Source organism: Clostridium mucosae (assembly GCF_024622765.1).
Taxonomy (GTDB): Bacteria; Bacillota; Clostridia; order Clostridiales; family Clostridiaceae; genus Clostridium.
Map to the genome: position 1 here is coordinate 65,938 of NZ_JANKAF010000006.1, position 14,315 is coordinate 80,252.

The following is a 14,315-nucleotide window of genomic DNA, read 5'->3' on the forward strand; positions in this document are numbered from 1 at the left end:
AAAAATAGATCTATTTTTATGATCTCCTAAAAATAAGCTTTATAAAATTCTAAAATTATATTTAAATAATAAAAAATCCACGATATATTAGTTAATAATATTACCTCGTGGATTTTTTATTATTTATCATATTCTATTTTTTATACTTACTACAAAATAAATATACTATTCTAAAAATAAAATTGAGTGTTCAGGTATTCTTAAGTATAAATTAGATTTATTTTTTCTGTTATCCCACTCTTCTTTTTTAACCTTATATACCATTACACTACTATCATTTTTTTCACTAGAATTTTTATTTACAAACATTATATTATATTCAAAAACATTTTCTACTATCTTATTTATTTCACACTCTATAATGTTTTTTTCATTATTTATATTGCCATTATCAAGAATTTCAAAATTATGAGCTCTAATTCCTACATGATTTATATTTCTAGGAACTACTTTTTCTGTTTCAAGCTTTATACCCCACTCTGTAGCATAAATTTTATTTGAAGATATAACTTCACACTTTGAAATATTTTTGCATCCAGTAAGTATTGCTGCTTCTTTTAGCTTTGGCTTTTCAAAAATATCCTTCGTATTTCCAAATAAAATTGAATTCCCCTTATCAATAATAGCAATATTCTCACAAAACTTATAAACTTCATCTCTACTGTGAGTAACCATAAGAACTTCACCATTATATAGCTTTAAAAATTCTAAAACCTCACTTTGAAGCTGCTCTTTTAGGTATGAATCTAAAGCAGAAAATGGTTCATCAAGCATTAATATATCTGGTTTGTATATTATACATCTTGCTATAGCAACTCTTTGCTGCTGCCCCCCAGAAAGTTTACTTGGGTATTTCTTTTCGAGACCTTCTAAATAAAAAGATTTTATAATTTCTTTCACTTTAATTTCTTTTTCTTTTTTAGATTCCTTCAATCCTACTCCAATATTTTCTTCTACAGTCATATTAGGAAATAAAGCATAATTTTGAAATAAGTATCCAATATTTCTTTCTTGAGGTTTTAGGTTAATCTTTTTTTCAGAATCAAATAATACTTTCCCATTAAGTATAATACGCCCTTCATCTGGAGTTTCAATTCCTGCAATGCATTTTAAAGTCATACTTTTTCCGCTTCCTGAAGCTCCTAAAATACCAAGATAATCACCATTTGTTTCAAAAGAAACTTCAAGAGAAAATCCTTTTAATTTTTTCTTTATATTAACAAATAAACTCATTATCTTCTTCCTTACTTTATATATTTTCTTTCTTTAAGAGTAAAATAATTTGTTAAAACAACAACAACAAAAGAAATTATGGTAACAATTAAAACATAATTAGTAGCTGATGCCATATCTCCTGATGCTACATCTGCATAAATTGCTAAAGGCAAGGTTCTTGTTTTATTTGCTATATTTCCTGCAATCATTGCTGTAGCCCCAAACTCCCCAAGACCTCTTGCAAAAGCTAATATTCCACCTGAAGCAACTCCTGGTAATGCAAGAGGCATAATTATACGCCAAAATATTTTTCTTTCTGAAATTCCTAATGTTCTTGCCGCCATTATTAAATTTTGATCAACTTGTTCAAATGCACCTCTTGCCGATCTATACATAAGAGGAAATGCTATAACTACTGAAGCTATTACAGTAGCTGTCCAAGAAAAAACTATTTTTACGCCTAAAAACTCTAGTAAAAACTTACCTATTGGTCTATTTACGCCAAATATAAGTAAAAGAAAGAATCCCATTACTGTAGGTGGTAATACTAATGGCAATGTTAAAATACCATCTAAAATCATTTTTATTTTTTCAGACTTTATTTTTACAATTCCTCTTGCTATAAAAAGTCCCAACAAAAAAGTAAAAACCATAGATACAGTTGCAGTTTTTAAAGAAATTATTATTGGTGATATATCCATTATATTCTCCTATTTATTACCTGAAAATCCGTAAGATTCAAATACTTTTATTGCTTCTTCAGATTGTAAAAACTCAGTAAAGCTTTTGGCTGCTTCTTGATTTTTAGTTGCCTTTACTATTCCTAGCGGATAGATAACTTTAGAAACGCTTCCTTCTGGTGCTTCTAAAACTACTTTCACTTTATCATTTGATGCTGCATCTGTTGAATAAACAATTCCTGAATCAGCACTTGCCTCAGCAACCCAAGTTAAAACCTCTGTGACATTTGTTCCAAGGCTTGCTTTTGAGGACACTTGGTCCCAAATTTTAAGATTTTCAAATAACTGTTTTGCATATTGTCCAGCTGGTACACTTTCTGGATCTCCTATAGCTATTTTATCAGATTTTAATATATCTTCAAAAGTTTTTATATCTTTACTATTCTCTTTTGGAACTATAAGTACAATTTTGTTTTCAAGAAGTTCGACAATAGAACTTTCTTGAATTAAACCCTTTTTATTTAATTCATCCATTTGTTTTGTTGCTGCAGACATAAATACATCTATTTCTGCTCCCTCTTCAATTTGAGTTTGCAACTTTCCTGAGCTATCATAAGTTGCTTGAACCTTAATATTAGGATACTTTTCATTAAACATAGGAATTAACTTATCATCCATACAATTCTTTAAACTTGCTGCTGCTGCAATAGTAATAATTGATTCTTTTTCTTGTGAGTTATTTGTATTATTTGACACATTATTCTTACTACATCCAACTAAAGAAAAAGCTAATAATAGCATACTTAAAATTAATGATATTTTCTTTTTCATTTTACACACTCCTAATTTATGAAATACTATCATTACAATAAATAAAACTGATTTAGTTATGCCAAAACAAACTAAAACAGAACTAAACCTAACAAAACCAAACAATTGTAATTATATTGTAAATACTCTCTAGTGTCAATTAATTTTGATTTTTATATTCATTTTCCTTAAATATTTAAATTTAAACCTTTCAAATATTTTTAATAAATATATTGATATAGAAGTCTATAACCCTTAAATTTATAAACCATTTTCTAATTGTTATATACTAAATAATATGTTAAATTATTTTTATACTAATAGAATGAAAAGGTGAATAAAATGAATGAAGATATCTTATATACGCCAGATGAGATTGCTCAAAAATTAAAAATAACTAAAGGTACTGTATATGAAATGATAAAACGTGGTGATTTAGATGCTCACCGTATGGGGAAGCACCTTCGTATATCTAAATCCCAATTTGAAATTTATCTTTTAAAATCTAAAGGTTATGAAAATAGCTATGAAGCAACTTTAATTTCTGAAGATGACGAAACTTTTGCATTAATTGATTCTGTAAAAATCCAAGTAAGTACTGAATTAGGAGGTAATGTAAGAATTTCTATTCGCCCTGAAGATATTATCTTAAGTAAAGGTACATTTGTAAGTAGTGCAAGAAATGTTCATAAAGGTATTGTAACTGACATTATATTAGATGGTAATAGCGCAAAGGTAGTTTTAGATATTGGGATTCCACTAATAGCATTAATAACTAAAAAATCCTTAAATGAAATGTGTATAGAAAAAGGTACTGAGTTTTATGCTATTTTTAAAACTATGTCTGTAAAAGTTTATAAATAATACTTACTATTTATATTTTAAATTAATAATATCTAAAAACAAATGAAATATTAATTAATAAGAAAACAACAAGCCTAAGAATGCGTTATTTTCACTTCTTAGGCTAATCTTTAAATTTATAAAAGCTTTAATATTTCTGTATTTTTCAAAATATCCTTTAATGCAATATCTTTTAGTGATAGCTTATCTACTCCAAGACATGTTTTAGCTGCATTAACTAATACTCGTATATCATATTGACTAGGGAATACTGGATCAACAACTTTATCGAGCTTCATTAATCCATATACAGCCATCATTGCACTTCTAACAGAATACTCTACAGTAAATACACAATCATTTTCTACTTCTGCATATTGTCCTATAAATCCAAAGTTCTCACTACCATAAGGAATAACCTGAGGCCTATCTCCTTTTACACGAGGCATAAATTGAGAAGTTATATATGGCATCATACTTGGAATTACATTAACAGTGTGTTCAAGGATTTCTGGAATTCTATCCTTTAATCCCATGTGATATAATAACTCTTCAAACATTTCACGGCCTGTACATTCTGAAATTGTTTTATTTATATAATCACCTTTTATATCCATATTTAATGCATATGCCCATAAAACTTTAACATTATCAGGTTGATTAATAAAGTGAGGATGCTTTGGTACAACCCAGCTCATAAACCATTTTGAATCTTTTATTGTTACAAGCCCTCCCATTCCTGGCTTATCTCCAGTTAAATTATATAAATAAGGGAAAACTATATCATCATCTTTTAATGTAATTGTAAATGACAACCATTTAGTTTTATCTATATTACTACAAAATACTTCTGGTCTTCCAAAGTCTTCTGATTTTCTTGAAAGCTTTTGCCATACACTAAAACATCCCTTATCATCTGAAGTATTTAGAGCTGCAGGATTATCCAAATCGCCTCTTGTTGTATTTTCAGTCATTGATCCATTTGTAAATAATACTAAATCATCCCTATTTACTTCTATTTTTTCATAGCAATCATCTTTTATATAATGAATTGCTGTTGCTATCTTCTTATTATTTGAAAAATCAAAATCTATATCTGTAACTTTATATCCTTTATTAAAGCATACATTATTATCCTTTAACCATGTTATTAAAGGAAGAATTAATGAATCATATTGATTATATTCAGTATGCAAAATTCCTTCTAACCTATTCATCCCACCTATTAAATGCATGAATCTTTCCATATAACGTTTTACTTCTACAACACTATGCCATTCTTCAAAGGCAAACATTGAAGCCCAAAAGAACCAAAAGTTTGTTTCAAAAAATGATGGTGAAAAGTATTCATCAATTGTTGTTGCTCCAAGAGCTTCCTCTGTTAACATATGAAGTTTAGCAAGTTCCATAGCATTTTCCTTTGATAAACCTAAACTAGAAAAATCAGTTCTTTCTCCTTGATTATGAACTAAACGACAGTGTGACTCAATAGGTTCTTCAAGATTTAACTCTCTAAACTCATCTAATACACTTCTATTTTTATCCTTTAAGGATGGTATAAAACTAAATAATTCCATGAAACATTCAAAGTGTTCTTCTATTTCCCTTCCACCTCTTGCAGTATATCCTGTAGTTGCAGTTCCAGCTCCATCCATTGAACCTCCATAAACTTTAGATTCCTCTAAAATATGAATATTTTCACCTGGCATATGCGCATCTCTTATTAAAAATGCTGCTGCAGATAATGAAGCTATTCCTCCTCCAATTAAATATGCTTTTCTTACATCAATATTATTAGGTGTAAGAGGATTGATTTTTTGATAATTTCCCATAATTAAACACCTCTTCTTTAAATTCTTTACATTTAATAGATTATTCCTGTAATAAAATTTCTTCAATAAACAGAAAAAGAAGATTGAGAAAATATTGCACATGCTTAATTAACTGTGTAATATTTAGTCAATCTTCTCTAATATATTATTATTTTCTTCTTTTATCATTTCTCATCATCACATAAGAAATGGTCCCTGTCATTATTATTTCTATTCTATCTAAAATACATTGTGGTTCTTCTTTTAAGTTATCCTTAAGCCACAATATAAATTCTCCTACTATAGCTAGTGTATAAAACCTTATAGTTTCATTTTTTATATTTTCATCAATATCCATATCTTTTATAATATCTAGGGTCACACCTTGTAATGCATTATAAAAAATATTATATAAGAACTTCTCTAAATGATCTCGCCCCAAAGAATTAAATGTATTAAGACATATTTTTTTATTGTCTATAGTGTACTGAAGAACTATAGTTATAGCTGTCTTCCACCCATCCAAATTATAATATTGTTCTAATTCCTCTATCACTTCATGTTCATAAATCCACTCAAGTAATTCATAAGTATCATTGAAATGATTATAAAATGTACGTCTTGTAATCCCACATTCATCAGTAACTTCTTTGACTGTAATTTTATTTATAGAATGCTTATTCATTAGTTTCTTTAAGGCATTAGCCAAAGCCATTTCTGTTATTTGTGAATTAGACATGTTCCTCTCCTTTATTATAAAATTATAACTATATCTAAAAAGAAGCATTGTATTTGATTAATAGTTAATCATTTTACAACACTTCTAATTTTCACTTTATTTTTTTTCTGCCTTTGTTAAATATAATATTAATTCATCATAATTATTTTCAGCTACTGATTCTTTTGATTTAAAATCCTCTATTTTATTATTGGAATTTATAATACTTTCATAGTTTGATAAAGTATCTAATATTTCAGCTTTAAAAAGTGGAATGACATCTATTATTCTTTTTATTCCGTATACATATTCATCATCACTAATACTAAAACACTTAAATAATCCTGATGTTAATCTCCCATCAGAAAACATATAGATATATCTATCTTTCATTTCATCAGATAAATCCACTTCAATTTTATGCTTGTACAGCCTAAATATTATTCCCTTATCCTTTATAAATATAGGGAATATAGTTGAAAAAAGCATAACTACATCTTCTTCTTTATCTGCTACTCCACTAAAATCATGTTCATTAAGTTTTGTTAAAATTTCATCTGTAAATATAGAGTCTTTTATTTTTTTACCTAGCTTTGCTTTTAACTTTTGTTCCTTTTCTTCAATTAGAAAATTATCAATTGAACTAAATAATTTACTGATTTTACTTTTATTTTTTTGTGAATTATTCATATTACACATCTCCTTAAATAGTTCAATAGAAAGTTAATACGATACTTTCTTTTTTACTTATTGATAAATTCAATATTTATAACTTCATTGTAATATATTTTATATAATTACACAAATCTACCAACTAAATTCATAATTTGAAAGTCTAGGAATATTTATATTCTAAAAATATTTACCTGCAAATTTAGTTTTTACAGCTTCAGTAACTACTTTAAAATCTTCTTCATTTTCTGAAAATAATTTTACAAGTTTTTCTTTTGCTTCTATGTATTCTTCGTTATTCTCATCAAGTTGTACTATTGGTCTAAATAGCTTATGAAATTTCATAAATAATATCGGATGCTTCTTTGCAAAAGCTTCCATTTCATCTATGTGCCTTTCTTCTTTTGTCGCATTTTTTAACCATTTAAAAATATAATCATATTTTTCTTCCATAACAGACACTTCCTTCTTTAGTTTTATTTTTATACTTTTTCAAGTTGTATATTTTAATGTTACTATAATAAATATTAAATACAAAACTTATATTTTACTCATAAACAGCCTAAAATCTTAATTTTAATGAAATATTGCTTCCTTTACTTCAATTAAGTTATTAAAGCTTTTATAACAAAGCTTTTTTATATCATCATCTGCCTCTTTTAAATCAACTACATGTACCACCTTCATATTTCCATTATAAGCAGCCTTAACCCCAGATGATGAATCTTCTATTACAATACAATTTTCAGGATTAACTTTAAGCTTGTCTGCTGCTTTTATAAATATATCAGGATTAGGCTTAGTTTTCTCAACATCATCTTTACATACTAAATCATCAAATAAATGCTTAACGTTTGCTCTATTTAGTTGTTTTTCCATTCTGTCTCTTGTAGCTGAAGTAGCTAAAGCTATTTTATAATTATTTTTTCTTAAATATGTAAGTAATTCATAAGCTCCTTCTTTTAATGGTATTTTCTTTTCTATTTCTTTGGCTAAAGCCTCATCCTTTTCTTTATACATTTCTTCTATTGGAATATCCATGCCAAATTCCTGCTTAAATACCTTCTTAACATTCTCACGCCCAGTTGCTATAACCCTGCAATATATTTCCTTAGTCATTTTATAACCATACTTTTTACAAACCCTTGTCCAAACCTTTAAATATATTCTTTCTGTATCAAATAGAACTCCATCCATATCAAAAATTACTGAGTCTATTTCATCCATATTAAGCTGCATATTCTCCTCCGTATTTTGCTACAAATATTAATTTTTTAAATATCAATATTTCTAAACTTTATAAAAATAAAGTTTATTTATTTAGATTACAATTAAGAATAAACTCATAGATAATGAATAATTAATTATCTTTGAGTTTATTTTAATTTTAATATCTTATTAAAAATTTTCTTCTGACTTAAGCATTTTATCCATTTCATTATTAAGTACATTATAAATGGCTTTAGCAACTCCTAAATTATCATTGCTATCTGTTATATATTTAGCTATCGCCTTCACCTCTGGTATAGCATTTTTCATTGCAACAGTTTCTTCAAATATCTCAAACATTGAATAATCATTAAAACTATCACCTAATATCATAACATCTTCTCTTGCTATATCCATTTTAGCTGCAACCTGTTCTAAGATTATTCCTTTTTGAGCATTTATATCAGTAATTTCTATATTATCTCTGAATGATGATGAGATAGCCAATCCTTCAATTTCTCCAAGCACTTTCTTCATTTTATCTATAAGCTCTATATCATTATGAAAAGCAACAAATTTTCTTACTTCTACTCCCTCTTCAAAGAATTTATCTAAATCCTCAATAAATTGTAAACAAGTAAAGAAACCTAAATTTTCTGCAACTTCTCTTGCTTCTTCTTCAGTTAATGATGGATTAAAACTCATAGTTCTAAAGATAACCTCTTGAAGAGCCATTTCTCTTGTAGATGTAGTAAATACACCCTTTTCTGTAAATATTCGAGCTGACATTTTATTTTTATCTAGAATTTCGATTATCTTCTTTGCAGTTTCATTTTTTATATTTATTACATCTAAGATATTTCCATCTTCATCTCTATATTCCGCTCCATTTGAAAGCACACATTGAGCCTTTATATTATGTTTATCTAATAAAACCTTAACACTGTCATATTCTCTACCTGTAGATATTGCAAATATTATTCCAGCTTCTTCGGCTTTTTTAATTGCTTTTACAGTTTCAACATCTATGTCATGATCACTATTTAATAAGGTTCCATCCATATCTGACGCTATTAATCTTATCATAACTATTCCTCCGTTTTTGATATATTTGATTCTATTATATTATATAATATCATACATTTGTAATTTTACATAAATTTATACTAATTACTTTTAAGCTTTAATTACTAAGCCATATAATTAAAACTTAAGATATATTAAATAATTAATATATTTATTTAAGTAAAATATCAGATCTGAAATAATTGATTATTTAATCTTTCATTTAACTACTCCAAATGTCTGAATAAATACCTTCGTTATAGAATAAAAATTTCATAATTTATTGAAAAGAATAATTTATCTTATATTTATAAATATTTTAAAGTTTACATAAAAAATTATTCATAAAAATACTCCCATATCTAGTTGATGTTATAGATATAGGAGTATTTTTACTATTTATTATATTGTGGTTCTTGTTGTTTTACAAAATCAAGTCTTGATTGAAGTGATTGCTCAACACCATCCATTGTACTTGCAAGTTGATTAAACATTTGTTTTGCTTGTTGATTATCTGTGTCTAAAGAAAAAGTCTTCATATCAGCAGCTAATCCTTTTGCACTAGCTAATGCTGTTTCAAGTTTAGTTCCTGTAGGCATAATATTTCCTCCTTTATATTTTGTATTGCAATTTTATTTTGTTCATTATCAATTTTAATATTCAATTTAAATATTCTTTTTATAATGAAATATATTCCTTTTTAGCCTAACTTCTATTAGATAATCCTTTTCAATAATTTGAGTAAATATTTATATAAGAAAGAAATGAATTAAAGTAAATATTTATATAAGAAATGAATTAAAACTAATATTACTGGTTAAAGTAAGTGAGAAAGATTTATATATAAAGGAGGCTTTTATATGACTGCTATTTCAAAAGTAAAACAAACGTTAGCCACATTAAAAGGCGCTCAATCTACTTTAGAAATGTATTCATTACAAGAACGTGATGAAAAATCTAGAAACACTTATAAAGAAGCAGCTAAAGAAATAGATAATATAAAAAAAGATCTAGAAAAAAGAATAGGCTTTATGGAGTTTGAAGAACCCCAATATAAAGGTAACTAAGTGAGGTGGACTATGGATTCTTGGTTAATAGTATTATTTAAATCAATAGTTCTATTTTTTTTAGCTTTAGTAATAGCAAGATTCATAAAAAAGAAGACCTTAGCTAGGTCTACCCCTTTTGATTTTATTTCTTATGCTTCAATAGCCATTATAATTTCTTTACTTTCTTTAAATTTAATTGATAATTTTTATTTTGGATTAATACCTTTAGCTGTTTGGGCACTAATGCCTCTTGCCTTAGATTATGCTTCAATGAAGAGTAAATATATTTATAATTCAATTCACGGTAAAGAAAGAGTATTAATAAAAAATGGAAAAATAATGGAAGATAACTTATCTAAAGAAAGAATAACAGGTCACGAATTTTTACAAGAATTACGTTCTAAAAAAGCATTTAATTTAGCTGATGTCGAGTTTGCTGTTATGGAAACAAATGGAGACATAAATGTTAGTTTAAAAGCTGATAAAAAGCCTGTTACTTCATATGATTTAGGAAAAAAAGTATCTCCTAAAGCAGAGCCACAAACAGTTATTTTAGATGGAAATATATTAAATGAAGGACTTACTAATGCTGGATTAAATCAAGGTTGGCTTACAACTCAACTAGAAATTAAAGGTGTTTCCCTTGAGAATGTTTTTCTAGGGCAAGTTGATTCTTCTGGAGATTTATACATTGACTTATTTGATGATATGATACAAGTTCCTAAAACTGAAATTAAAGAAATGTTATATGCTAGCTTAGAAAAGAGCCAATCAGATCTTATGTCATTTTCTATAGATACTGATAATAAAGATGCTAAAAATATGTATTTAAAAGACTCAAAATCTTTAGAACGAATTCTAGCAAAATTAGAACCATATTTATTACGTTAGAAGGTGAAATATATGTCAAATATGAAAAAGAAAAAAATGACTACATCTCAGCAACAATATGATGCTTTAGTAAAAAGCATAGAACCTAAAAGACCTATTTTTAAAAATTGTATTAGAGCATTCCTTGTAGGTGGAGCAATATGCACAATCGGCCAAGGATTTCAATGGATATTTATGAACTATTTTAATTTTGATGAAAAAACATCAATGGCCCCAACATACATACTCTTAATATTTCTTTCAGCTTTATTTACTGGGCTTGGAATTTATGATCACCTTAGTCAATGGGCTGGATGCGGAACTGCTGTCCCAATAACAGGATTTGCTAATTCAATTGCATCTGCTTCAATTGAACATAAAAGTGAAGGCTTTGTACTTGGAGTAGCTGGAAATATGTTTAGCCTTGCAGGTGCAATAGTTGTTTATGGAGTTTTCTCTGCTTTTATAGTTGCAACTATAAAAATGATAATAATATGGTTGGGGGCGATGTAAATGCTTAAAGGACATCAATCTTGGATTTTTGATTCTAAACCTACAATATTATCTTCAGCAGCTATTGGCGGACCATTCGAAGCTAATGGAGCTTTAGCTAATGATTTTGATATACTTACAGAAGATTTATGGCTTGGTCAAGATAGCTATGAAAAAGCAGAAAAAGCCCTTCTTGAACACGCCTGCCAACGAGCAATACAAAAAGCAAACTTGCAAAAAGAAGATATTAACTTCTTCTTTAGCGGAGACTTAATGAATCAAATTATTTCTAGCAGCTTTACTGCAAGAACTTTAGGAATTCCTTATCTGGGAATATTTGGTGCTTGCTCAAGCTCCATGGAAGGTTTAGCATTAGCAGCTCAACTTATAGATAGTAAATCTGCAAAATATGTTGTGACAGCTGCAAGTAGTCATAATGCTGCTGCTGAAAAACAATTTAGATATCCCACAGAATATGGGGTTCAAAGACCACCTACTGCTCAATGGACAGTAACTGGTGCTGGTGCAGCAGTGCTTGCACAAAAAGGCAACGGTCCAAAGGTTACTTCTGCTACTATTGGAAGAGTTGTAGACATGGGAATTTCAGATCCCTATAACGTTGGCGCTGCTATGGCTCCAGCTGCTGTAGATACTATAGAAGCTCATTTTAGAGATTTAAACATTGATGCTTCAAATTATGACCTTATTGCTACTGGTGACCTAGGAAAAGTTGGGCATGAAATTGCTAATGCTTTATTTGAAAAACACAATATATACATGCCAATAGATATATTTACAGACTGCGGACTTTTAATATATACAAAAGATCAACCTAGTTTTGCTGGTGGAAGTGGTTGTGGTTGTTCTGCTACTGTAACTTATGGACATTTACTTAATCGCATGCGTAAAGGAGAGTTAAAAAAGATATTAGTTGTGGCAACAGGCGCTCTAATGTCCCCTATCTCCTTTCAACAAAAGGAAAGCATTCCTTGCGTTGCCCATGCGGTTTCTATAGAAATGTAAAAAAGAAGGTGTGATTTAACTTATGGAAAAATTTATTTTTGCATTTATAATAGGTGGTATAATTTGTGTTATTGGGCAACTTATAATGGATACTTTGAAAATTACTCCTGCACATACTACTTGTACATTAGTAGTAATTGGTGCAATTTTAGGAGGGTTTGGTCTATATGATCCCCTAGTTAAATTTGCTGGCGCAGGAGCATTTGTTCCAATAAGTAGCTTTGGAAATACACTTGTAACGGCAGCTATAAATGAAGCTCAACAAACAGGATTTGTAGGAATATTTACTGGTATGCTAAAGACAGTAAGCGGAGGTGTTGCTGCTGCAATAATATTTGGTTTCTTTGCTGCAATAATATTCAAACCTAAAGGATGATCAAAAGTTAAGAGTTAAATAGTGAAAAGTGAAAGAGTTAAAATGATAGTTCACCTTTGGTTAACTATTCTAAAATCAATTTCTCAAAAAATCCTATAAGGATTTTTCCCCTTAATTCCTTATTTTCATTATTAATTTAGATACTTAATATAAGATGGCGAAGATAAATAGCATATGTGGAATAAGCATATAGCAAGCAATTAGAAGTACTTGGTGAAGGAAGAACTACTAGGCCTTAGTGTTGTTGGTTTGTTTGAGCACAGCGAGTTAACCAAAACTCTTGGCATAGTAGTTTTTCCAAGCCTAGTACTTCTTTGCACAGCTATTTAGCTTATGGAACATATACTATTTATCATAGCCTTTATATTAATTACTAAACAGTCCTGCTCCTTTTATGATTTCTTGTTCATTGAATAAACTTGAAACTGCTTCATTATAATCTTCTACCTTTTGTGATTTTTTTATTTTTTTAGCGTATTTCTTATTATCTGAAAATATGTAAATCATGTATCCCCATAGCTCTTTCATTCTATAAAGTGCAATATTATCATCTTTAAACACTTCTCTATGATTATTGAAGATTTCATCATGGAACTCTTTTAATACTTTTTTATCTAAATTTATATTATTTTTAATTTCATTAATTAGCCCTGGATTTGATAATATTCCTCTTCCTAACATTATTGTATTTAATTCAGGAAACTCTGTTGATAATTTATTATAATCCTCTAATTTAAAAATATCACCATTATAACATACTTTACTATTACTTAATGTTAGGGCATCTTTAAACACTTCTAAGTTAGGTTTATTTCCATAGAAATCTTCTCTAGTTCTAGGATGAATAATTAATTCTTCTAAGGGATATTTATTATAAATTTTTATTAATTCATAAAATTCTTCTGGTCTATCTTTTCCTATTCTAGTTTTTATTGAAATTTTCATATCATCTATTTTATATATTTCATCTAAAAACATATCTAGCTCATCTCTTTTAGCTAAAAACCCAGATCCTCTATTTTTAGAAACTACTGTTCCTGAAGGACATCCTAAATTTAAGTTAATCTCGTTATAACCTAATTGTTGTAACTTTCTAGCAGTAGTAATAAAACCTTCAGAATCATTAGTAAGTATTTGAGGAACTATATAAACGCCCTTATTATTTTCAGGCAAAATATCTCTTAATTCCTTAGTCTTAAAACTTTTACTACTTGTTGGAACAATAAATGGCGTAAAATACTTATCAATATCATCAAAAAATTTTTTATATGTATTTCTATATATGAATCCAGTGATTCCTTCCATTGGTGCTAAATAATATTTCATAGAATAACTCCTTACTATATTCTTTATATAAAGATTTCAAGAAACATTATATCAGCCTTATAGCCTCTTATCTACTTAATATTAATAAAATGTATATTATTCTTACCACTTGAATTTAATAACTTCATTAGTGTAAAATTTATTAAGTATTTTGCA

Annotated in this window: 17 protein-coding genes; 6 read left to right on the top strand and 11 right to left on the bottom strand. The window is 28.0% G+C overall.

The genetic code is table 11. The annotated features are described in order from the left end of the window. Nucleotides 1–165: 165 nt before the first annotated feature. The 3 genes from NSA50_RS08825 to modA are packed head-to-tail and all read right to left on the bottom strand — an operon-like array spanning nucleotide 166 to nucleotide 2,726. Entirely contained in the window at nucleotides 166–1,233 is a 1,068-nt protein-coding gene (locus NSA50_RS08825; protein WP_195262952.1) for a sulfate/molybdate ABC transporter ATP-binding protein, read from the bottom strand. 11 nt (nucleotides 1,234–1,244) lie between these two features. Further along, entirely contained in the window at nucleotides 1,245–1,916 is a 672-nt protein-coding gene (modB, locus tag NSA50_RS08830; RefSeq protein ID WP_195262951.1) for a molybdate ABC transporter permease subunit, read from the bottom strand. Nucleotides 1,917–1,925: 9 nt separating this feature from the next. Then, on the bottom strand, nucleotides 1,926–2,726 hold the full coding sequence (gene modA, locus NSA50_RS08835; protein WP_257444496.1) for a molybdate ABC transporter substrate-binding protein: 801 nt from the start codon (nucleotides 2,724–2,726) through the stop codon (nucleotides 1,926–1,928). Between the two features lie 321 nt (nucleotides 2,727–3,047). On the opposite strand from modA, the gene NSA50_RS08840 reads away from it, so the two are divergent. Beyond that, a complete protein-coding gene (locus tag NSA50_RS08840; RefSeq protein ID WP_195262949.1) occupies nucleotides 3,048–3,569 on the top strand; it encodes an excisionase family DNA-binding protein in 522 nt (173 codons plus the stop codon). A gap of 116 nt (nucleotides 3,570–3,685) precedes the next feature. Here the strand turns inward: NSA50_RS08840 and NSA50_RS08845 are convergent, their stop codons facing one another. The 7 genes from NSA50_RS08845 to NSA50_RS08875 all read right to left on the bottom strand — a co-directional run bounded on the left by NSA50_RS08845 (nucleotide 3,686) and on the right by NSA50_RS08875 (nucleotide 9,622). Further along, nucleotides 3,686–5,380 carry an oleate hydratase gene (locus NSA50_RS08845; RefSeq protein WP_195262948.1) on the bottom strand — a complete coding sequence of 565 codons (1,695 nt, stop codon included), beginning with the start codon at nucleotides 5,378–5,380 and terminating at the stop codon, nucleotides 3,686–3,688. Between the two features lie 148 nt (nucleotides 5,381–5,528). Continuing rightward, entirely contained in the window at nucleotides 5,529–6,098 is a 570-nt protein-coding gene (locus tag NSA50_RS08850) for a TetR/AcrR family transcriptional regulator C-terminal domain-containing protein (RefSeq protein ID WP_195262947.1), read from the bottom strand. Between the two features lie 96 nt (nucleotides 6,099–6,194). Next, nucleotides 6,195–6,767 (bottom strand): hypothetical protein, encoded by a 573-nt coding sequence (locus NSA50_RS08855; RefSeq protein ID WP_257444501.1) that lies wholly within the window; start codon nucleotides 6,765–6,767, stop codon nucleotides 6,195–6,197. Nucleotides 6,768–6,929: 162 nt separating this feature from the next. After that, nucleotides 6,930–7,202, bottom strand: a complete 273-nt coding sequence (locus NSA50_RS08860) for a hypothetical protein (protein ID WP_195262945.1) — start codon at nucleotides 7,200–7,202, stop codon at nucleotides 6,930–6,932. Nucleotides 7,203–7,325: 123 nt separating this feature from the next. Next, nucleotides 7,326–7,988, bottom strand: coding sequence for an HAD family hydrolase (locus NSA50_RS08865; protein WP_257444502.1), 663 nt, complete (start codon nucleotides 7,986–7,988; stop codon nucleotides 7,326–7,328). Nucleotides 7,989–8,147: 159 nt separating this feature from the next. Continuing rightward, on the bottom strand, nucleotides 8,148–9,044 hold the full coding sequence (locus NSA50_RS08870; protein ID WP_195429821.1) for a Cof-type HAD-IIB family hydrolase: 897 nt from the start codon (nucleotides 9,042–9,044) through the stop codon (nucleotides 8,148–8,150). Nucleotides 9,045–9,418: 374 nt separating this feature from the next. Then, entirely contained in the window at nucleotides 9,419–9,622 is a 204-nt protein-coding gene (locus tag NSA50_RS08875) for a DUF1657 domain-containing protein (RefSeq protein WP_195262943.1), read from the bottom strand. A 261-nt stretch (nucleotides 9,623–9,883) separates the two neighbouring features. Here NSA50_RS08875 and NSA50_RS08880 point away from each other — a divergent pair, with 261 nt between their 5' ends. From NSA50_RS08880 to spoVAE, 5 genes are read left to right on the top strand one after another with little or no spacing between them, the layout of a single operon-like run. Next, nucleotides 9,884–10,090: a DUF1657 domain-containing protein gene (locus NSA50_RS08880; RefSeq protein WP_097033275.1), complete on the top strand. Its 207-nt coding sequence runs from the start codon at nucleotides 9,884–9,886 to the stop codon at nucleotides 10,088–10,090. Between the two features lie 12 nt (nucleotides 10,091–10,102). Then, entirely contained in the window at nucleotides 10,103–10,963 is an 861-nt protein-coding gene (locus tag NSA50_RS08885; protein ID WP_257444503.1) for a DUF421 domain-containing protein, read from the top strand. A gap of 12 nt (nucleotides 10,964–10,975) precedes the next feature. After that, nucleotides 10,976–11,455, top strand: a complete 480-nt coding sequence (gene spoVAC / locus NSA50_RS08890; protein ID WP_195262941.1) for a stage V sporulation protein AC — start codon at nucleotides 10,976–10,978, stop codon at nucleotides 11,453–11,455. Next, nucleotides 11,456–12,457, top strand: a complete 1,002-nt coding sequence (gene spoVAD, locus NSA50_RS08895) for a stage V sporulation protein AD (RefSeq protein WP_195262940.1) — start codon at nucleotides 11,456–11,458, stop codon at nucleotides 12,455–12,457. 22 nt (nucleotides 12,458–12,479) lie between these two features. Beyond that, the gene (spoVAE, locus tag NSA50_RS08900; protein ID WP_195262939.1) at nucleotides 12,480–12,833 is read left to right on the top strand and encodes a stage V sporulation protein AE; all 354 of its coding nucleotides are present in this window, start codon (nucleotides 12,480–12,482) and stop codon (nucleotides 12,831–12,833) included. Between the two features lie 366 nt (nucleotides 12,834–13,199). On the opposite strand, the gene NSA50_RS08905 is transcribed toward spoVAE, so the two are convergent. Continuing rightward, nucleotides 13,200–14,159 carry a tRNA dihydrouridine synthase gene (locus NSA50_RS08905; protein WP_257444505.1) on the bottom strand — a complete coding sequence of 320 codons (960 nt, stop codon included), beginning with the start codon at nucleotides 14,157–14,159 and terminating at the stop codon, nucleotides 13,200–13,202. Nucleotides 14,160–14,315: the final 156 nt, after the last annotated feature.